General features: G+C 69.9%; 3 protein-coding genes. 2 read left to right on the forward strand and 1 reads right to left on the reverse strand.

Annotated elements, in window-relative coordinates:
- Positions 1-121: 121 nt before the first annotated feature.
- The gene (locus KY572_RS09210; protein ID WP_224242167.1) at positions 122-20,248 is read left to right on the forward strand and encodes a non-ribosomal peptide synthetase; all 20,127 of its coding nucleotides are present in this window, start codon (positions 122-124) and stop codon (positions 20,246-20,248) included.
- The gene (locus KY572_RS09215) at positions 20,248-21,837 is read left to right on the forward strand and encodes an MBL fold metallo-hydrolase (protein ID WP_224242168.1); all 1,590 of its coding nucleotides are present in this window, start codon (positions 20,248-20,250) and stop codon (positions 21,835-21,837) included. The genes KY572_RS09210 and KY572_RS09215 overlap by 1 nt, the downstream gene beginning before the upstream one ends.
- A gap of 112 nt (positions 21,838-21,949) precedes the next feature.
- Here KY572_RS09215 and KY572_RS09220 read toward each other — a convergent pair whose 3' ends face one another.
- The gene (locus tag KY572_RS09220) at positions 21,950-22,525 is read right to left on the reverse strand and encodes a hypothetical protein (protein ID WP_224242169.1); all 576 of its coding nucleotides are present in this window, start codon (positions 22,523-22,525) and stop codon (positions 21,950-21,952) included.
- Positions 22,526-23,008 lie beyond the last annotated feature (483 nt).

A 23,008-nucleotide genomic window follows, 5' to 3' on the forward strand; every position in this document is an offset into this window, starting at 1 on the left:
TCACCACCTGAAATCCATGCGTGTTCCTATGGTATTTCGAGAGCCCTGTCACGTCTCAGCACGTGGGGGGCCGCCCTCGGCGAGAGGGGCGCGCCCGGTCGAAGGTTGATTGAGGAAAAAAATGAGCCGCGATGATCAGTCTCCTGGTGCCCTCTCGGTGGAGGAGAAGCGCGCGCTGCTGCGCAAGGCACTGAGTGAGCGCTCCGAGAAGGCCCGGACTGCACCGCTCTCGTTCGGACAGCAGCGGCTGTGGCTGCTGGACACGCTGGAGCCTGGAGGAAGCGCGTACAACATCCCCGCGGCGCTGCGGCTGGTGGGCGCGCTGGACGTGAGCGCGCTGGAGCGCAGCCTGCGCGAGGTGCTGCGGCGGCACGAGGTGCTGCGCTCGCGCATCGTCACGGTGGAGGAGCAGCCTCAGCAGCAGGTGGTGCCGAGCGGCCCGTTCTCCCTGACGGTGACGGACCTGGGCGGGATGGAGCCCGAGGCGCGCGCGGCCGAGGTGCGGCGTCGCGCGGAGGCCGAGGCCCGGCGGCCCTTCGAGCTGGGACAGGCGCCGATGCTGAGGGCGGAGGTGCTGCGGCTGGGGCCTTCCGAGCACGTGCTGCTGCTCACGCTGCACCACATCGCCGCGGATGCCTGGTCGACGGACGTGCTGCTGCGCGAGCTGGGCGTGCTCTATCCGGCGTTCAAGGCCGGGCTGTCCTCGCCGCTGCCGGACCTGCCCATTCAATACGCGGACTTCACCCGGTGGCAGCGTGAGCGCCTCCGTGGCGAGCGGCTGGAGCGCCTCGTGGCGCACTGGCGCGAGCGGGTCGGGGCACAGCCGACGCTGCTCCAGCTCCCCACCGACAGGCCCCGGTCCGCGCGTCCAGGCTTCGAGGGCGCGCTGCACACGTTCCGGGTGCCCGCCCCGCTGGCCGAGGCGCTGCGGAGCCTGAGCAGGCAGCAGAACGTCACGCTGTTCATGACGCTGCTGTCCGCGTTCAACGTGCTCCTGCACCGCTATACCGATGCCGAGCGGGTGCTGGTGGGCTCGCCCATCGCCGGGCGCACCCGGCTGGAGACCGAGCAGCTCATCGGCTTCTTCGTCAACATGCTGGCGCTGTCGACGGATGTGTCCGGCAACCCGAGCTTCCTGGAGCTGCTGGCGCGGGTGCGGAGCGTCACGGTGGACGCGTACGAGCACCAGGAGCTGCCGTTCGAGCAGCTCGTCGAGGCAGTGCAGCCCGAGCGCCGGGAGGGCGGCAACCCGCTGTTCGAGGTGGTGTTCCACATGGACACCCCGCCGCTCGCGGGCCGCAGGCTGGGCGATCTGGAGATCAGCCTCCTGGAGTTCGAGCGGGGCAGCGCCAAGTTCGACGTGACGCTGTCGATGATGGACACGGGCTCGGAGCTGGTGGGGACGATCGAGTACCGGACCGGGCTGTTCGACGCGGCGACCATCTCCCGCATGGCCGGCCACTACGTGACGGTGCTGGAGGCCGTGGCGGCGCGGCCGGAGCTGCGCATCGAGTCCATCCCGCTGCTGAGCGCGGCCGAGCGTCGGCAGCTGCTGGACGGTTGGAACGACACCGCCACCGACGTCCCGCTGGAGCCCTGCGTCGTCTCGATGTTCGAGGCGCAGGCCGCCCAGGTGCCGCAAGCGCTCGCGGTGACCGATGGCGCGCGGTCGCTCACCTATGAGGCGCTGAACCGGCAGGCCAACCAGCTCGCGCACCACCTCCGCGCGCTGGGCGTGGGCCCGGATGTTCCGGTGGGGCTCCACCTGGAGCGCTCGATCGAGCAGCTCGTCGGGTTGCTGGCCATCCTCAAGGCGGGTGGGGCCTATGTGCCGCTCGATCCTTCGCACCCGAAGGGGAGACTGGCGCACATCCTCTCGGAGACGGGGATGCCGGTGGTGCTGTCCCGCCGTTCCCTGGCGGAGCAGCTGCCCGAGCTGCCGGTCCAGGTGTTGTGCATCGATGCGATGCCGGCGGAGCTCGGCTCCCGGCCAGAGCACAATCTGGAGGCGCGGGCCGGTGCGGACAACCTGGCCTACATCCTCTACACCTCCGGCTCCACCGGGCGGCCCAAGGGCGTGATGATTCCGCACCGAGGGCTGACCAACTACCTGCGCTGGGGGCTGGGCTACTACGGCGCGGAGGGGCAGGGCGCTCCGGTCCAGTCTCCGCTGAGCTTCGACCTGACGGTGACCAGCCTGCTCACGCCGCTGCTTTCCGGCAAGCGCGTGGTGCTGTGTGATGAGGAGGCCAGTGGCACGGGGCTCAGCGCGTGGCTGCGCGCGAACGCGGACTTCAGCCTGGTGAAGCTGACGCCCGCCCACCTGACCCTGCTCGAGCACGAGCTGAAGCCCGAGGACGTGGTGGGCGCCGCTCGGGTGATGGTGATCGGCGGCGAGGCGCTGTCGGCCGAGCAGCTCGAGTTCTGGAGGCATCATGCCCCCCACACGCGGCTGATCAACGAGTACGGCCCGACCGAGACGGTGGTGGGCTGCTGCATCCACGAGGTGCCCGCGCAGGGGACGCTGGAGGGGCAGGTCCCCATCGGGCGCCCCATCGCGAACACCCAGCTCTATGTCCTGGGCCGCGCGATGGAGCCAGTGCCAACGGGCGTCCCGGGCGAGCTCTATATCGGTGGCGCGGGCGTGGCGCGGGGGTATCTGGCGCGTCCAGACCTGAGCGCGGAGCGGTTCGTTCCGGATCCGTTCTCCCGGACGCCCGGCGCGCGGCTGTACCGCACCGGAGATCTCGTGCGCTACCAGCACGACGGCACGCTGGTGTACCTGGGCCGCATCGATCGTCAGGTGAAGATTCGAGGCTTCCGCATCGAGCTCGAGGAGATCGAGACGGTGCTGGCGGGAGCACCGGCCGTGCGCGAGTGCGCCGTCATCACCACGGAGCGTCTGGAGAGTGGCATGGCGCTGGTCGCCTTCGCGGCGATGCCGCAGCCCTCCCCGAGCACCGAGCGGCAGCTGCTGGAGCACCTCAAGGCCCACCTGCCGCCGTACATGGTGCCGTCCTACCTCCAGGTGCTCGAGGCGCTTCCGCTGACCGAGAACGGCAAGGTCGATCGGCGCGCTCTGGCCGTGCTCGCGCGCGACGCCCGGCCGACGGAGGCGGAGGGTGCCGCTCCACCCCAGACTCCGACGGAGGAGCTGCTGGCCGGCATCTGGGCGCAGGCGCTGGGGCACGGCCGGATCGGCCGGAACCAGAGCTTCTTCGAGATCGGCGGGCACTCGCTGCGCGCGGTGCAGGTGCTCTCTCACGTCCGGAAGCTGTTCCAGGTGGAGCTGCCTCTCCGCGTGCTGTTCGAGACGCCGACCCTGGCCGGGCTGGCCCGGCGGATCGACGCGGAGAAGCGGGCCCAGGCCGAGGCTCCTCCGCCGCCGGTGGTGCTCGCTCGGCGGGACGAGCGGCTCCCACTCTCCTTCGCGCAGCAGCGGCTGTGGTTCCTGGATCAGCTCGAGCCTGGCAGCGCGACTTACAACATCCCGGCGGCGCTCCACCTCCGAGGTGCCCTGGAGGCGGCCGTGCTCGAGCGGGCGTTCGCCGAGATCCTCCGACGGCACGAGGCCCTGCGCACCACGTTCGACCACCAGGATGGCGAGCCGTTCCAGCGCGTCCATGCCGAGCTGCCGTTCCAGCTGCACCGCGTGGACCTGACCGGGCTCTCTCAGGCGGAGCGGATGGAGGAGGCGGTCCGCCAGGGCACGGCCGATGCCTCGCGCCCGTTCGATCTGCGCGCGGGCCCGCTGCTGCGCGCCACGCTGTTCCGACTCGATGAGCGGGAGCACTTCCTGCTGGTGAACATGCACCACATCGTGTCCGACGGCTGGTCCATCGGCGTGCTCATGCAGGAGGTGTCCGCGCTGTACAACGGGCTCGCTCACGGCCAGCCGCCGAAGCTGGAGCCCCTGCCGTTCCAGTACGCGGACTTCGCCTCCTGGCAGCGTACCTGGATGCAGGGCCAGCTCCTGGAGCGGCAGCTGTCCTGGTGGCGCTCGCGCCTGGATGGCGAGCTGCCCGTGCTGAACCTGCCGACGGACCGCCCCCGTCCCAGCGTCCAGACGTACCGGGGCGAGACGCTGGCGATGACGCTCGACGCGGCGCTCGTGGAGCAGCTGCGGAGACTGAGCCAGCGCTCGGGCGCGACGCTGTTCATGACGCTGCTGTCCGCCTTCAAGGTGCTGCTGTACCGCTACAGCGGCCAGGAGGACATCGTGGTCGGCGTGCCGGTGGCCGGCCGGACGCAGGCGGAGTTCGAGAAGCTCATCGGCTTCTTCGTCAACACGCTGCCGATCCGCTCGGACCTGTCGGGCGCTCCCACCTTCCAGGCGCTGCTGGAGCGCATCCGGGGCACGACGCTGGAGGCCTACGCGCACCAGGACGTGCCCTTCGAGAAGCTGGTGGAGGTGTTCCAGCCGGAGCGCAGCCTCAGCCACTCGCCGCTGTTCCAGGTGGTGTTCACGATGGACAACGCCACCTCCGCCACCCTGGAGCTCCAGGGGCTGGAGTGGCGTGCGCTGCCGCTGGAGAACCACACGGCGAAGTTCGACCTGACGATGGCGGTGGCCGAGTCCCCCCACTCGCTGTCGCTCAGCCTGGAGTTCAACTCCGACCTGTTCGACGCCGGGACGATGCAGCGCCTGCTGGGGCACTACCGCACCGTGCTCGAGGCGGTCGCCACGGATGCGACGCAGAGCATCACTCGACTGCCGCTGCTCACGCCCGAGGAGCGGCACCAGCTGGTGATGGAGTGGAACCAGACCGAGCACCCACTGCCGGAGCGCTGCGCGCACGAGCTCATCTCCGAGCAGGCCCGTAGGACGCCCGAGGCCATCGCGGCGGTGAGCGGCTCGCAGAGCATCACCTATGCGCGGCTGGAGGAGCAGGCCGGGAAGCTCGCCGTGGCGCTGCTCCAGGTGGGCGTCGCTCCGGATGCGATGGTGCTGCTGCTGTCGGACCGCGGCATCGAGCTGCTCAGCGCCGTGCTGGGCATCTTCCAGGCCGGCGGCGCGTACATCGCGCTCAACCCGACGCACCCGGTGAGCCGGCACCTGGAGTTCCTCCAGCAGAGCCGCAGCCGCGTCATCGTGGCATCGCGCGCGTACGCGGTGATGGCCCAGGAGATCGCTCGGGCGGCGGGGGCGGCGCAGCCGAGCGTCCTCATCATCGAGGACGTGCTCGCCGCGCCTCGTGTCTCCGCACCGGCGCCGACGCGGGGCACTCGCCTGTCGGACCTGGCGTATGCGTTCTTCACCTCGGGCTCCACCGGCACGCCGAAGGGGGCGATGATCGAGCACCGGGGCATGCTCAACCACCTGTCGGCCAAGAACCATGACCTGGGGCTGAAGGCGGGGGATGCGGTCGTCCAGAACGCCTCGCAGTGCTTCGACATCTCGGTGTGGCAGATGCTCTGCCCGCTGCTGGTGGGCGGGCGCACGGTCATCGTGGATGACGAGATCGCCAGCGACGCGGGCGCGCTCCTGCGCGCGGTGGATGCGCACGGCGTCTCCATCTTCGAGACGGTGCCCTCGATGCTGCGGGCGATGCTCGAGGTGCTGGAGGCCCAGCCGGAGGCGGAGCGTCCCCGCTTCCAGGCGCTGCGGTGGCTCATCTCCAACGCCGAGGCCCTGCCTCCCGAGCTGTGCCAGCGCTGGTTCCGGCTCTATCCGCACATCCCGATGATCAACACCTACGGGGCGACGGAGTGCTCGGACGACACCAACCACTTCCACATCCTCGAGGCCCCCCAGACGGACATGCCGTACATGCCGCTGGGGCGGCGGCTGATCAACATCCGGCTGTACATCGTCGACGCGCACCTCAACCCGGTCCCGCTGGGAGTCCCGGGGGAGATCTGCCTGGCTGGCATCTCGGTGGGGCGCGGCTACCTCAACGATCCGGAGCGCACGGCGAAGGCCTACATCACCGATCCGTTCGTGGCGACGCCCAGCCGCATGTACCGGACCGGCGACATCGCTCGGTACCACTCGGACGGGCAGATCGAGTTCCTGGGTCGCCGCGACCACCAGGTGAAGATCCGCGGCTACCGGGTCGAGCTGGGAGAGATTGAAGCGACGCTGCTGGACGCGCCCGGCGTCAACACCGGCGTGGTGGTCGTCCGAGGCGAGTCGGGCGGCGCCCCCCGGCTGGTGGCCTATCTGGTTCCCCAGGCGGGAGCGACGCTCCAGCCCGGGGCGCTCAAGGAGCACGTCAAGGCACGGCTGCCGGAGTACATGGTGCCGTCCGCCTTCGTCATCCTCGACGCGCTGCCGCTCAACTCCAACGGGAAGGTGGATCGCCGCCGCCTGCCGGCGCCCACGTCCGCCGACCTGGCGCTCTCGGAGGCCTTCGAGGCGCCGCGCACGCCGACCGAGGAGCTGGTGGCGGGCATCTTCGCGCAGGTGCTCCACGTGGAGCGGGTGGGAGCCTCGGACCACTTCTTCGAGCTGGGCGGGCACTCGCTGCTGGCCACCCAGGTCATCTCCCGCGTGCGGCGCATGTTCCAGGTGGAGCTGCCCATCCGCGCGCTCTTCGAGGCGCCGACGGTGTCGGCCCTGGCGGAGAGGGTGGAGGTGGCGCGTCGCGCGGAGACGATGCCGGCCGTGCCTCCGCTTCGCCCCGTGGCTCGGGACCAGGCGCTGCCGCTCTCGTTCGCGCAGCAGCGGCTGTGGTTCCTGGCCCAGCTGGAGCCGGGCAGCGCCTCCTACAACATCCCGGTGGCCGTGCGGATCTCCGGCCCGCTGGAGCCCGCTCGGCTGGAGCGGAGCCTCAACACGGTGGTGCAGCGCCATGAGGCGCTCCGGACGGGCTTCATCGTCCGGGACGAGGTGCCCTATCAGCGCATCGAGTCCTCGCTCCACCTCCCGCTCGAGCAGGTCGACCTGTCGGCGCTCGCGGGGGAGGAGCGGGAGGTCCAGCTCCAGCAGCTGCTCACCGAGGCGGCGGCCCGGCCCTTCGAGCTCACCCGCGCGCCGCTGCTGCGCACGGTCCTGTACCGCCTGGATGCGAGCACCCACGTGCTCCTGATGAACCTGCACCACATCATCTCCGACGGCTGGTCGGAGGGCGTGCTGCTGGAAGAGGTGGGGGCCAGCTATCGCGCGCTCTCGGAGGGCGCCGAGCTCGCGCTCCCGGCGCTGCCCATCCAATACGCGGACTTCTCGCTCTGGCAGCGAGGCTACCTCCAGGGCGAGGTGCTCGAGGCGCAGCTGGGCTACTGGCGGGACCAGCTGAAGGAGCTCTCCACGCTGGAGCTGCCGACGGACCGGCCTCGGCCGGCCATGCGGAGCCACCGGGGCGCGCAGCTCTCCGTGACGCTGCCCGCGTCTCTGACCCAGGCGCTCAACGAGCTCAGCCGTCGCGAGGGCGTCACGCTGTTCATGACGCTGCTGGCGGGCTTCCAGGCCCTGCTCTCGCGCTACTCCGGCCAGGATGACATCGCGGTGGGCACGCCCATCGCCAACCGCAACCGCACCGAGCTCGAGGGGCTGATCGGTTTCTTCGTCAACACCCTGGTGTTGCGCACGAAGCTGTCGGGCGACCCAACCGTGCGGACGCTCCTGGAGCGCGTGCGCGAGGCGACCCTGGGGGCCTACGCCCACCAGGATCTGCCGTTCGAGCGGCTGGTGGAGGAGCTGCACCCCCAGAGAGACCTGAGCCGCTCGCCGCTGTTCCAGGTGATGTTCGTCCTGCAGAACGCGGCGATGCAGCTGCCGGCGGTGCCGGGCCTCGAGTTCGGCGTCCAGGACCTGGACACGGGCACCTCGAAGTTCGACCTGCTCCTGTCGCTCGAGGAGCGCCCCGACGGGCTCGCGGGCATGCTCGAGTACAACACCGACCTCTTCGAAGAGGCCACGGTCCTTCGGATGATGGGCCAGTTCCAGGAGCTGCTCGGGCAGCTGGCTGCCTCGCCCGAGGCGAAGGTGTCCCGGCTGTCGATCCTGCCGCCCGAGGAGCGGCAGCGGATGCTGGTCACCTGGAACCAGACCGAGCGCGCGGTGCCCGAGGTGGAGTCGGTCCTCCCGCTCTTCCAGGCCCAGGTCGCCCGCACGCCCGACGCGGTGGCGGTGGTGTTCGATGATGCCTCCCTCACCTACGCGGAGCTGGAGCGCCGCTCCAACCAGCTCGCGCACGCGCTGCGGGCACTGGGCGTGGGGCCAGAGGTCTGCGTCGCGCTGTCCCTGGAGCGCTCGCTGGAGCTCGTGGTGAGCGTGCTGGGCATCCTGAAGGCGGGGGGCGCGTACGTGCCGCTGGACGCCTCCTACCCGGTGGACCGCCTGGCGTTCATGCTCGAGGACTCCCGCGCTCCGGTGCTCATCACTCGCGCCGCGCTGCGCGACCGGTTCCCTGGCTACCAGGGGCACCTGCTGCTGCTCGACGGAGACTGGCCGAAGGCACTGCCCCAGCGCTTCGAGCCTCCGCCGCATCAGCTCGCTCGGGAGAACCTGTCGTATGTCCTCTATACGTCTGGCTCCACCGGGCGCCCCAAGGGCGTGGCGATGCGCCATGGCGTGCTGGTGAGCCTCATCCCCTGGCAGAACGAGCAGTCCGTGCGGGGCGGCGCGCTCACCACGCTGCAGTTCTCCTCCATCAGCTTCGACGTCTCCTTCCAGGAGCTCTTCTCCACGTGGACCTCGGGCGGCACGCTCGTGCTCATCTCCGAGGAGGGCCGGAGAGATCCCGAGCGGATGCTCCAGGTCATCGAGCGGCACCGCGTCGAGCGCATCTTCATGCCCTACGTGGCGCTGCAGAACCTGGCGGAGACCGCGTACCGGCAGTCGCGCCGGCCCGAGTCGCTGACCGAGATTGCCTCGGCGGGCGAGCAGCTCCAGCTCACTCCGCAGGTGGCCTGGCTGTGCGAGGGCTTCAAGGAGGGCGCGCTCCACAACCAGTACGGCCCCACGGAGACGCACATCTGCACGGCGCTGACGCTGTCGCGCGCGACGGCGGAGTGGCCCGTGAAGCCGTCGATCGGCCGACCGCTGGCGAACTCCCGAAGCTACGTCCTGGATGCGCACCTCCAGCCGGTGCCCGTCGGCGTCGTGGGAGAGCTGTTCATCGGTGGGCTGGCGGTGGCGCGAGGCTACCTGCACCGGCCCGATCTGACCGCGGACCGGTTCATGCCGGATCCGTTCAGCCCGATGCCGGGCGGGCGGATGTACCGGACGGGAGACACCGCACGCTACCTGCCGAACGGGGAGATCGAGTTCCTCGGCCGCAACGATCACCAGGTGAAGATCCGCGGGTTCCGGATCGAGCTGGGGGAGATCGAGGCGCTCCTGGGCCGTCACGAGGCGGTGCGCAGCTGCGCGGCGGCGGTCCGCGAGGACGTCGCGGGCGACCGACGACTGGTGGCCTACGTGGTCGCCGATCGCGAGGGCCTCAACGCCCGTGAGCTGCAGACGTTCCTCTCCAAGCAGGTGCCGGAGTACGCGGTGCCGTCCGCCTTCGTCTTCCTGGACGGCCTGCCGGTGACGCCCAGCGGGAAGGTGGACCGCAAGCGCCTGCCGGCCCCGGGCTGGTCGGACGTCGAGCGGCAGAGCCGCTACATCGCCCCGGAGACGCCGATCCAGAAGCAGCTCGCCGCGCTCTGGGCCGAGTCGCTGAAGGTGCCTCGCGTCGGGCTGCACGACAGCTTCTTCGAGCTGGGCGGCCACTCCCTGCTCGTGACGCAGGTGGTCTCGCGCATCCGGAAGGCCTTCGGAATCGACCTGCCGCTGCGCGCGCTGTTCGAGGCTCCTCGCCTGGACGAGCTCGCCGCGCGCATCGAGCGGATGGGGGCAGCCCACGCGGTCTCGGAGCCGGCCCTCGTCCCCGTGGCGCGGACCGGAGACCTGCCGCTGTCCTATGCCCAGCAGCGGCTGTGGTTCCTGGAGCAGCTCGCGCCGGGCGGGGCCTCGTACCACATCCCCGCGATGGTGCGCCTGAGCGGGCGGCTGAACCGCCACGCCATCGAGCAGTGCTTCACGCTGCTGCTCCAGCGTCACGAGTCGCTGCGCACGGGCTTCGAGGCCGTGGACGGTCAGCCCGTGCAGCGCATCCATCCCTCCGTGTCGTTCGAGCTGCGGTGGGAGGATCTGCGCGCGCTGCCGGCGGAGGTGCGAGAGGCTCGGGCGCGGGCGATGGGGCTGGCCTACGCGGAGCAGCCCTTCGAGCTGACGAGGGGCCCGCTGCTGAGAGCCGCCATGCTGGAGCTGGCGGAAGACGACCACGTGCTGGTCCTGTGCATGCACCACATCATCTCGGATGGCTGGTCCATCGGAGTGCTGGTGCGGGAGCTGGCGGAGATCTACGAGTCGCTGAACGAGGGCCGTGAGCCCCGTCTCCCCGCGCTGCCCATCCAGTACGCGGACTTCGCCGTCTGGCAGCGGCGGTATCTGCAGGGCGCCGCGTTGGAGGCGCAGCTCGGGTACTGGAAGGAGCGGCTCGGTGGGGCACCGCCGCTGCTGGAGCTGCCCACGGATCGTCCGCGCCCGGCGGTGCAGACGCATCGAGGCGCCCAGCTCATCTGGAACCTGCCGGCGGAGCTCCTGCGGTCGCTCCAGGCCGTGAGCCTGCGGGAGGAAGCGACGCTGTTCATGACGCTCCTCACCGGCTTCAAGGTTCTGCTCGCCCGCTACTCGCGGCAGGACGACATCCTGGTCGGCACGCCCATCGCGAACCGGAACCGGGCCGAGGTCGAGGGGCTCATCGGGTTCTTCGTCAACGCGGTGGTGATGCGCACGGATCTGTCCGGCAACCCCTCGTTCCGCGAGCTGCTGGGACGGGTGCGGGAGACGGCGCTCGCCGCCTATGCCCACCAGGATCTGCCCTTCGAGCGGCTCGTCGAGGTGCTCCAGCCGGAGCGGGACCTGCGCTGGAACCCGCTCTTCCAGGTGGCCTTCGTCCTCCAGAACACGCCATTCGAGCCCATCGCGCTGCCTGGCCTGACGTGCAGCTACATGGAGCCCGAGAGCCACACCGCGAAGTTCGACCTGGGCCTGGCGGTGACGGAGGGCGCGGAGGGGCTGACGATCGTCGCCGAGTACAACGTCGACCTGTTCGACGCGGCGACCATCCAGCGCATGCTGGGCCACTACCAGCGGCTGCTCGAGTCGCTGGCGGCGCAGCCCGAGCAGCGGATCCTCGAGGCCCCGCTGCTGTCGACCGCGGAGCTGCGGCAGCTCGCGGCCTGGAATGAGACGCACCGGCCGGTGCCCACCGAGCTGTGCCTGCACCAGCTCGTCGAGCAGCAGGCCGCGCGGACGCCCCAAGCCGTCGCCATCGCCTGGAAGGGCCAGGTGATGACGTATCAGGAGCTCAACCGACAGGCGGACCTGCTGGCCGTCTGGCTCCAGGCGCAGGGCGTGGGCCGGGAGACGCGGGTGGGCGTGCTGCTGGATCGCTCGCCCGAGTACGTCATCGCGACGCTGGCCGTGCTCAAGGCCGGTGGCGCCTACGTCACGATGGACACCGCCAACCCGCGCGAGCGCATCGCCTACATCGTCCGGGAGTCCGGCGCGCCCATCGTGTTGACCCGGGAGGGCTGGGGGGAGGGTGTCCCGCCCGAGGGCGTTCGCGTCATTTCATGGAGCGAGGACTCCTCGCTGTGGACCTCGGGCGATCCGAGCCGCCTGACTCCGGTCCCGAGCTCGCTGGATGACCTGGCCTACGTCATCCATACGTCGGGCTCGACGGGACAGCCCAAGGGTGTCCTCGTCCCCCACCGGGGCGCCATCAGCCTGGTGCTCTGGTACGTGGACCAGTTCCAGCTGACGGAGAAGGACCGCGCTCCGCTGCTGTCCGGGACGGCGTTCGACGCCATCATCCTGGAGGTCTGGCCCATCCTGGCCGTCGGCGCGACGCTCTGCATTCCGGAGAACGAGGTGCGCCTGCAGCCCGCCACCATGGCCGCGTGGCTGCGCGAGCAGCGCATCACCTTCACCTGGCTGCCCACCCCGATGGCGGTGGCCATGCTGAACGAGCCCGGAGTGGAGTCGCTCGAGCTGCGCTCCCTGGTGACCGCGGGCGATGCGCTCCCGGATGTGAGCTTCTCTCCGCTGGCGTCGCGCGTCGTCAACAACTACGGGCCCACCGAGATCACGGTGTGCGCGACGTTCATGCCGCTCGCGAAGCTGCCTCCGGGCGTGTCTCCGCCGCCGATCGGCCGCCCCATCTGGAACACCACCGTGCATGTGCTGGATGCCCGGCTCCAGCCCGTCCCCGTGGGCGTCCCGGGAGACCTGTACATCGGAGGCATCGGCGTCACGCGCGGCTACCTGGGCCGCCCCGAGCTCACCGCCGAGAGCTTCCTGCCCGATCCGTTCAGCAGCACGCCGGGCGCGCGCATGTACCGCACCGGCGACATCGTCCGGTACCTGCCGGATGGACTCCTGATGTTCATGGGGCGCGCCGATCGCCAGGTGAAGCTGCGCGGCCTGCGCATCGAGCTCCAGGAGATCGAGGCCGTCCTGCTCGCCCAGCCACGAATCCAGGAGGCGGTGGTGCTCCTCCAGGAGCGCGGCGAGAAGCACCTGGTGGCCTACGTGGTGCCCCAGGAGCTGGAGGGCTTCCAGGAGGCCGCGGTGCGCGCGGAGCTCCAGCGCCGGCTGCCCGCGTACATGGTGCCGAAGTTCTTCATCCCCCTCGCGAAGCTGCCGGTGCTGCTCAGCGGCAAGGTGGATCGCCGGGCGCTGCTGGAGCTCAGGCCCGTGGCGCCCACGAACGCGACGGAGGAGGAGCCCCCCTCCACGCCGACCGAGCGGAAGCTGGCGGAGATCTGGCGCGAGGTGCTGGGCGTCCAGCAGGTGGGCGCCCTCGACAACTTCTTCCTGCTGGGAGGGCACTCGCTGCTGGGCACCCGCGTCATCGCCCAGGCGCGGAGCGCGTTCCAGGTGGACCTGCCCATCCGCAGCCTCTTCGAGAACTCGACGCTTCGGGAGTTCGCCGCCTTCATCGAGGCCCTCGTCGCGAAGCGAGGCTCGCTCCAGGCGCCGCCGCTCACCCGTGCTCCGGCGGGAGTGACGTCACCGCTCTCCTACGCGCAGCAGCGCCTGTGGTTCGTCGATCAGATGCAGCCGGGCAACCCCGCCTACAACGTGCCGGGAGCCATCCGCATCTCCGGCCCGCTGGACCCGGACCGGCTGCTCGCCTGTTTGCACAAGGTGGAGGAGCGGCACGAGATCCTCCGGACGAGCTTCCAGCTCGTCGGGCACGAGGCGGTGCAGGTGGTGCACCCGCCGCATCGCCTGGTGCTGCCCGTGGAGGATCTGCGGACGCTGCCCAGGGAGGCTCGGGAGGAGGAGGTGCGGCGGCGCGCCCGCGCGGAGATGCTGCACGCCTTCGAGCTCTCCGCTGGCCCGCTGGTGCGCGTGCGTCTGCTGCGGCTCGAGGAGTCGGAGCACGTGCTGCTGATCAACATGCACCACATCATCTCGGATGGATGGTCCCTGGGCATCCTGATCCGGGAGGTGCTGGCGCTCTATGAGGCCGCGCTCGCGGGTACGACGGCCACGCTGCCCGAGCTGCCCATCCAGTACCGGGACTACGCCATCTGGCAGCAGTCCTGGCTGAGGGGCGAGGCGCTCGACGCGCAGCTCTTCTGGTGGCGCGAGCATCTGGGCGAGGCGCCGCCGGTCCTCAACCTGCCGACGGATCGGCCGCGGCCCTCGACGGTGGACCAGTCCGGGCGCACCCAGACGCTGGCCCTGCCGCCCCAGCTCTCCGAGCGCCTCCACGCGCTGAGCCGGCAGGAGGGCGTGACGCTGTTCATGACGCTGTTCAGCACCTTCCATGTCCTGCTCCACCGCTACACGGGCCAGGAGGACATGGTGGTGGGGACCTCCATCGCCGGGCGCACCCACGCCGAGATGGAGTCGCTCATCGGGCCCTTCCTCAACCTGCTGCCGCTGCGCACGCGGTTCGCCCGCGAGGAGAGCTTCCTCGAGCTGCTGCAGCGGGTCCGGCAGAACACGCTGGGGGCCTACGCGCACCAGGAGATTCCGTTCGAGCGGCTGGTCGCGGCGCTCGTCAAGGAGCGGGACACCAGCCGCGCTCCGTTGGCGCAGGTGCTGTTCGTCCTGCTGAACGTCCCCATGCCCCGGCTGGAGCTCTCTGGCGTGAAGTTCGAGCCGCTGAGCATCCCGGGCCAGACGTCGCAGGTGGACCTGACGTTCATCTTCGATGACGGCCCCGAGGGGCTGGTGGGCACGGTCGAGTACAGCACCGCGCTGTTCAACGACGACACCATCACCCGCATGCTGGGCCACTTCCAGACCCTGCTCGAGGCGATCGTCGAGACCCCAGGGGCGTCGCTCCAGGTGCTGCCGCTGCTGAGCGCTCCTGAGAGGGAGCAGCTCCTGCGGAGCTGGAACCACGCGCCAGTGCCTCAGCCCCTGGCTGGCACCGAGCCCATCTCCCTGGACACTCCCGTCGCCCAGCTCTTCGAGGCGCAGGCGGCTCGGACTCCCGATGCCGTCGCCGTCCAGAGCGGGGACGTCACGCTGACCTACCGGCAGCTCAACGAGACGGCCAACCGCCTCGCGCACGCGCTGAGAGAGGACTACCAGGTCCAGCCGGGCGAGCCCGTGGGCATGATGCTGGAGCGCTCCGAGCGGGCCCTCATCACGATGCTCGCCATCCTGAAGGCGGGCGGCGCCTACGTGCCCATCGACCCCGGGTACTCGAGCGACCGAGTGAAGTACCTGCTCGACGACCTGCGCCTGCGGACGTTGCTGATCGAGTCGCACTCCATGCACGAGCTCCCGGACTTCGAAGGGAACGTGTTCGCGGTGGATCTGCAGCTCGACTCGCTCACCACCTCGGAGGCCAACCCGGCGCCGGTGAACCGTCCGGAGGACCTGGCGTACATCCTCTATACGTCCGGCTCGACGGGACAGCCCAAGGGCGTGTCGGTTCCGCACCGGGCGATCGCGCGGCTGGTGTCGGACACGAACTACCTGCCCGTGCGTCCGAGCGACTGCTTCGGGCAGATCGCCACCATCACCTTCGACGCGGCGACGTTCGAGATCTGGAGCGCGCTGCTGTATGGCGCCCGGGTGGTCGTCATCCCGAAGGAGGTGCTGCTGTCGCCCGAGGCCTTCGCCGCGGCCATCGAGCGCCACGGCATCACCGCGATGTTCATGACGTCCGCGCTGTTCAACCAGGTGGCCCAGCGGGTGCCGCACGCGTTCCGCACCATGCGGACGCTGCTGGTGGGAGGCGACGTCGTCGATCCGCGCTGGGCCCGCGCGGTGCTCCAGGCCGGAGCGCCCGAGCGGCTCCTGAACGGCTACGGCCCCACGGAGTGCACCACCTTCGCGCTCTGGTACCCCATCCACGAGGGCTTCAGCGGCACCACCGTGCCCATCGGCCGGCCCATCGCGCACACCTCGGTGTACGTGCTGGACCCGGCGATGAACCCGGTGCCGGTCGGCGTGCCCGGTGAGCTGTACCTGGGCGGCGTGGGCCTGGCGCATGGCTACTGGAACGCTCCGGAGCTGACCGCCCAGAAGTTCGTCCCGAACCCGTTCCAGGATGGCCTGAGCGAGCGGCTCTACCGGACGGGGGACCTGGTCCGCTACCTGCCGGACGGCAACGTGGAGTTCCTGGGCCGCGTCGATCACCAGGTGAAGATCCGTGGCTTCCGGATCGAGCTGGGCGAGATCGAGACGGCGCTCCGGGCCCACCCAGCGCTGGCCGAGGCGGCGGTCCTGCTCCGGGTCAGCCCCGAGGGCGACAAGCGGCTGGTGGCGTACGTGCTGCCGCGGCAGGGCGAGACCGTGACGGTGCTCCAGCTGCGCGCCTTCCTCCAGCAGACGCTGCCCGAGTACATGCTGCCGGCGACCTTCGTCCTGCTGACCCGTATGCCGCTGACGGCCACGGGCAAGATCGATCGCGCGGCGCTGCCGGTGCCGGACCTCGCGCGGCTGGAGCTGGGTGAGGCCTACGAGGCGCCACGCAACGACATCGAGCGGGCCATCGCCGAGGTGTGGGGCGAGGTGCTGGGAATCGAGCGCGTGGGCATCCACGACAACTACTTCGCGCTGGGCGGGGACTCCATCCTGAGCATCCGCGTGCTCGCGCTGCTCAAGGAGCGGGGGCTCGAAGCCTCCCTCATGCAGCTCTTCGCCCAGAAGACCGTCGCCGAGCTGGCGGCGGTCGTGACGGCGGAGCCGGTGTCTGTCCCGGAGCAGGGGAGCACCCTGGCCCCGCGGACGTCACCCTTCAGCCTGATTGATGCGGAGGTCCGACGCGGCCTGCCGCCCGAGGTGGAGGATGCCTATCCCCTGTCGATGCTGCAGGCGGGCATGTTCTTCCACGGCGACTTCGACGGCTCGACGGCCTACCACGACATCTTCTCGTACCAGGTGCGGACTCGATACGACCACGGCCGGCTCGTGGAGGCGCTGCGAGAGCTGATGGCGGCCCACCCGGTGCTCCGGACCTCGTTCCACCTCACCGGCTTCCGCGAGCCGCTGCAGTGGGTCCACCGTGAAGTCGAGCCCGTGGTCTCGGAGGAGGACCTGACCGCGCTCGGCTCCGCTCAGCAGGACGCGGCGGTGCGCGCGTGGTTCGAGGCGGAGAAGCAGCGCGGCTTCACCCTGGAGCAGGCCCCGCTGATCCGGGTGCGGCTGTTCCGTCGTGGTGAGGCGCACTTCGAGATCGGCCTGAGCTTCCACCACGCTCTGCTCGATGGCTGGAGCTTCACGCGGCTGCTGTCGGAGCTGCTGAGCCGGTACCAGGCGAAGGTGACGGGGGCCCGGGCGGAGCTGCCCGCGCCGTCCCCGGTCTCCTACCGGGACTACATCCAGCTCGAGCGGGAGGCGCTCGCCTCGCCCGAGAGCCGTGGCTTCTGGGGCCGCTACCTGGAGGGAGCCAGCTTCATCCACATCCCGCGCTCGCCCGTGCCTCCCACGTCTGGGGCGCGTCGTTCGTTCTGGCGGACCGTGGCGCTCGGAGAGTCGCTCTCCAGCGAGCTCCACCGGCAGGCGGCTGCCTGGGGTCTGCCTCTCAAGAGCCTGCTGCTCGCGGCGCATGGACGGGTGCTGGGGCTGCTCGCGGGACAGCAGGACATCGTCACCGGCATCATCACCAACGGTCGGCTCGAGGCGACTCGAGGCGAGGACGTGCTGGGACTTCACCTCAACACCGTCCCGCTGCGCCTGCGGCTGGACGCGGTGAGCTGGAAGGGCCTCGCCGCTGAAGCCTTCGAAGCGGAGCAGCAGCTCATGCCCCACCGACGCTTCCCGCTGGCGCAGATCCAGCGCGTGCTCGGTGGCCAGCCGCTGTTCGAGACGGCGTTCAACTTCCTCAACTTCCACCAGCTCTCGGAGGACCTCGGCGGCTTCGCCGGGCTCGAGGTCTCCGAGGGCCTCAACTTCACCGAGACCCACTTCACCCTGGCCGCCACGTTCGCGATGAACCCGCGCACCCGGGGGCTGGATCTCGCGCTGGAAGGGGCGAGCACCGAGCTGACCGAGGCGCAGGTGGACCGCTTCGCTCGCTACTACGTGCGCTGCCTGGAGGAGCTGGTGTCCCAGCCGGAGGCCCGCCACGCACGGGCCGTGCTGCTGCCGGAGGCGGAGCGCCATCAGCTCGTCGTGGAGTGGAACCAGACCGAGGCTCCGCTGCCCGAGCCGACCCTGGTCCACAGGGACATCGAGGCGCAGGCGGAGCGGACTCCCGATGCCATCGCGGTGAGCTTCGAGGGCACGCACCTGACCTTCCGACAGCTCAACCAGCGCGCGAACCAGCTCGCCCACGCCCTGCGGGCGCGAGGCGTGGGGCCGGAGTCGCGGGTGGGCCTGTGCATGGAGCGCTCGCTGGAGCTGGTGGTCGCCATCCTCGGCGTGCTCAAGGCCGGGGGCGCCTATGTCCCGTTCGATCCGCAGTACCCGGCGGAGCGCCTGCGGTACATGTTCGCGGATGCCGGAGCGGCCCTGCTGCTCACCCAGGAGCACCTGAAGCCGCGCCTGCCCGCCGCTGGAGCCGGGGCCATCGCCCTGGACACCGACTGGCCGACCATCGCTCGCGAGAGCCCCGAGAACCCGCGGGTCTCCCTGAGCGGCGACAGCCTGGCCTACGTCATCTACACGTCAGGCTCGACGGGCACTCCGAAGGGCGCGATGAACACGCACGCCGGCCTCTACAACCGGCTGCGCTGGATGCAGGACGCCTACCGGCTGACGCCCGCGGACCGCGTGCTGCAGAAGACGCCGTTCAGCTTCGATGTGTCGGTGTGGGAGTTCCTCTGGCCGCTGATGACGGGCGCCCGGCTGGTGGTGGCTCGCCCTGGAGGCCATCAGGATCCGGCGTACCTGGTCCAGCTCATCCAGCGCGAGCAGGTGACGACGCTCCACTTCGTGCCGTCCATGCTGCACTTCTTCCTGCAGGAGCCCGGCAGCGAGCGCTGCGACAGCATCCAGAGGCTGCTGTGCAGCGGAGAGGCGCTGTCGCTGGAGCTGCAGCGCAAGTGCGCCGCTCGCCTGTCGTGCGAGCTGCACAACCTGTACGGCCCGACAGAGGCAGCCATCGACGTGACGGCCTGGCACTGCGCGCCGGACCATGGCCTGTCGACCATTCCCATCGGCAAGCCCATCGACAACATCCGGATCCACCTGCTGGACGCGATGCTGAACCCCGTGCCGGTGGGCGTGCCGGGCGAGCTGTACATCGGTGGCATCGGGCTGGCTCGCGGCTACCTGGCGCGGCCGGAGCTCACCGCGTCGGCGTTCGTGCCGGACCCGCTGGCGACGCGGCCCGGCGAGCGGCTGTACCGCACGGGAGATCTCGCCCGTTACCTGCCGGGCGGAGAAATCGAGTACCTGGGCCGCATCGACCACCAGGTCAAGGTGCGAGGCTTCCGCATCGAGCTGGGGGAGATCGAGTCCGCGCTCGCGGCCTTCCCCGGTGTCCGCGAGGCGGTCGTGCTGGCTCGGGAGGATGTGCCCGGGGACAAGCGCCTGGTGGCCTACCTCGTTGGAGACGTCTCGCTCACGGAGCAGCTCGACGCGCTGCGCTCGGCGCTGAGGGAGCGGCTGCCGGACTACATGGTGCCGTCCGCCTTCATCCGCCTGGAGAGCCTGCCCGTCACGCCGAACGGGAAGCTCGACCGGCGTGCCCTGCCGGCACCGGAGCAGCAGCGCGTGCCGCGCGCGGCTCGGGTCGCTCCGCGCACGGAGTGGGAGACGTGGCTCGTCGAGCTCTGGAGCCGGCTGCTCCAGGCGCCGGAGCTGGGCGTGGAGGACGACTTCTTCGAGGTGGGCGGCAACTCCCTGCTCGCGCTGCAGATGATCGCCACGCTGCGCGAGGAGCGGGGCTGCCAGCTCCCGGTGGGAGCCATCCTCGAAGCGCCGACCATCGCGGCGCTGGCCCGCCGCCTCGAGCAAGGCGCGGAGGGCCACCGTCCGTCGCCCCTGGTCCGGCTCCAGGCGGACGGAGTCCGTCCGCCCTTGTTCCTGGTCCACCCGGTCGGTGGCGGAGTGTCCTGTTACGCCGCGCTGACGCGCCACCTCGGCCCCGCTCAGCCAGTCCACGCCTTCCAGGCGCCGGAGCTGGAGACGTCCGGAGAGTCCCAGGTCGAGCTCTCCGAGCGGGCGGCGCGCTACCGGGAGGTGCTCGAGCAGGCCTGGCCCGAGGGCCCGGTACTGCTCGGAGGCTGGTCGTTCGGCGGGCTCGTCGCCTACGAGATGGCGCGGCAGCTCGAGGAGAAGGGGCGCCAGGTGGCCATGGTGGCGCTGATGGACAGCGCCGTGCTCTCCCACCTCACGCCCGAGCAATTGGACGAGGAGGCGTTGTTCCGCTACTTCGCCGTGGATCTGCTCGGCCCCGGCATCGAGCAGCTCTCGGAGGAGGCCGCGCACCTGAAGGCGCTGCCCGGTGAGGAGCGGCTGGCCTACCTGCGCGAGCGGGCCATCGCGCTCGGACAGCTCTCTCCGGCGCTGTCGCTGGAACAGCTCGAGCGAATCCACCAGGTCTTCACGAGCAACCTGAAGGCCGGCACGCGCTACGAGCCGCGAGGCTACCGGCGCAACGTGGTACTCCTCCAGGCGGCCGGGGCCTCGGCGGAGCAGAAGGCGCGGCAGCTCGAAGGCTGGAGGCAGGCCACACAGGGAGCGCTGAAGGTGATCGGAGTCTCCGGAGAACACTACACACTGCTGGAGTCGCCCCACGTGGAGCCGCTCGTCCAGGCCTTGGCCGCCGAGCTGGAGCGCGCGCTGGAGGCGGTGCGGCAGCAGGCCGCTGGAGAGGCGCGGAGTCGGTGATGAGTGACAGCCCGGTGTACGTGAAGCCGAACCTGGTGATCGAGCCACTGTTCAACCAGTGGTACGCCTGGTCCTACCTGATCCCGCCGGCGACGGCGGCGATGCTCACGGCCCATCAGCACGTGAAGATCATGAAGTCCTACGTGCAGAACCCGAAGCTGCACATGGCCGCGGTCAAGCAGCCGGGGATGCTCGGCGGGCCGGTGATCGACTACGAGACCGATCGCAGCGCGGACGTCCGTGAGCTGCTGAAGCGCACCCAGGCCTCGCTCGCCGACCTCCTCCAGCTCGCCGAGGCCATCTCGGAGGCCACGGCCCTGCTCGAGCGCGAGGCCGTGGGCTACTCGATGGACGCGCTCTACGCGAAGCTCCCCGACTGCCTCCGGGGCTTCGTCGAGCTCACCTACGACTCGGCGAACCGCCCCGGGCTGCGCTTCCTGGAGGGCCTGCTCTACCGCGGCCGCTACTACCGGAGGGACTTGCAGAGCGTCATGCTCTATCCCATCGAGCAGGACCAGCGGCCCTTCATCCTGAGCACGCCGCGGCTCGAGCAGCCGGACCGACTCCACCTGCCGCTGCCCTTCGACCACTCGGGCATCGACACGCTCTTCCAGATGCAGCGAACCCCGAGGCCCGCGGGTGAGCTCTACGAGGCGCTCGGTGTCTCCTCGGGGCAGCGGAAGCTCGTGGACTCGCTCCTCACCCCGACTCCGCCGCGGCGCACGCCCCGTTACGAGGGAGAGCAGCCGAGGGTCCGATACTTCGGCCACGCCTGCGTGCTGTTCGAGAGCCGGGACGTGTCCATCCTGCTGGACCCGTTCATCAGCTACGAGTACCCGAGCGACGTGCGGCGCTTCACCTTCCAGGACCTGCCCGACACGCTCGACTACGTCGTGCTCACGCACAACCACCAGGACCACGTGCTCTTCGAGGCGCTGCTCCAGCTGCGCCACCGCATCAAGACGCTGGTCGTCCCCCGGAGCGGTGGAGATGCGCTCCTGGATCCGTCGATGCGGCTCATCTTCAAGCAGCTCGGCTTCAAGAACGTCATCGAGCTGGAGGAGCTGGAGGAGCTGGAGGTGCCGGGCGGCTCCATCATGGGCATTCCCTTCATGGGGGAGCACGGAGACCTCAGCATCCGGAGCAAGCTCGCCCACCTCATCACGCTCCAGGGGCGGCGCGCGCTGTGCGTCACCGACAGCGCCAACCTGGACACCCGGGTGTACCAGCACGTCCACCAGCACGTCGGCAACGTGGACACGCTGTTCCTCGGGATGGAGTGCGAGGGCGCGCCGCAGTCCTGGCTCTATGGCGCGCTGCTGACCCGGAAGCTGGAGCGGAGCATGGACCAGAGTCGCCGGCTCAACGGCTCGGACAGCCAGCGAGGCCTGGAGCTCATCCACCAGTTCGGTTGCCGCAACGTCTACGTCTACGCGATGGGGCAGGAGCCCTGGCTGAGCTACGTGGCGAGCATCCGCTACACCGCGCAGTCCAAGCCCATCGTCGAGTCCGACAAGCTGATGGCGCAGTGCCGCGGCGAGGGCATCACCGCGGAGCGCCTCTTCGGCTCCAAGGAATTCCCCCTGTAGCTTCCGCCGCTCCCGCTGTTCTGGCGGGCGTTGAGGCCAGACAATGACAACCACGGTGGGAGTGGACTCCCACCATGGCGCGCGTCATGGGAATGGCAGACGCTGCTTCAAATCACTGGATGCCAACGCCCACGAAGAGCTGGCACGAGGTGGGATCAACGGCCGAGCCGGTGTCGATGTGGCACAGCCCTCCCTGCGCGCCGTACGCGGTCACGCTCACGCTCGCCGTACAGGCGCCGTTGACGACGTTGACATTGACGGTCCAGATGCAGGTCTTCGCCTGTCCAAAGGGATCGGACGGGTTGGTGGTATAGCCAAACGTCTGGGTCCACGGGGTGAGGACTGGTACGAGCGCCTGGGCCGCGCCCGAATAGGTATATGGCGTGGTGAAGTTCAGGGGGTTGGGCAGCGGGTACGGAACGCTGGAGCCCGTCAGGCTTCCGCCCGCGTAGGTGACCACGCCCGTCCAGTTCCCGATGTAGAAGGTCTCCGTGGTGTCCGCCAGCATCGGAGCGGGCCGCCCCTCGCTCCGCATCTCGCGCAGCTCCACCGTCTCGGTGGGCCGCAGAGGCGTGTACTCCGACCGCTGGGAGACGAAGTCCTCCGCGGCGGGTTTGGCGGCAACCGCAACCATGGGCGCAAGGGAAAGAAGGGGGAGGGCCAGGAAACGCTTCACGTTCCTCGTCATGAGCACTTCTCCTATGTCTGTTTGGGGTTTGGCCAGCGGCCGGGCAGATTCCTAACATGAAGATTTCCCCAATGGCAATTCATAACGAGGAAAACCTGCAATTCTTTGTTGGTGGAATCTTTGAGTCTGGGACGAACGTAGGGGCAGGCCCAAGGCACGCTGCGTCAGGGATTGCATGGCATTTCTGCGATGATTGTCCTCTCAGGGCCTCCCCGCAAAAGAGACGTCTGTAAGAAGGTAAGTCCTCACGTGAGAGGGCGCGTCATCGAGGAGCGCCGCGCTGTCCAGTCTCCTCCTCCTGGGAGGCGCCCTGTGCGCGGGCTGGTTCCCGACTGGTATGACAAGCAGACCAGTACATACAGGCCGCCAGACCGCGCCAGACTTTCCGTGGCGTCGTCGGCGAGGGCAGCGCTGTTCTAAGGTGGAGCCTTCGGAGGGGGGGATTCACATGAGGACGCTTCGTGCCTGGGTTTTGGCGCGCCC

This window comes from Hyalangium gracile, from assembly GCF_020103725.1.
GTDB lineage: Bacteria > Myxococcota > Myxococcia > Myxococcales > Myxococcaceae > Hyalangium > Hyalangium gracile.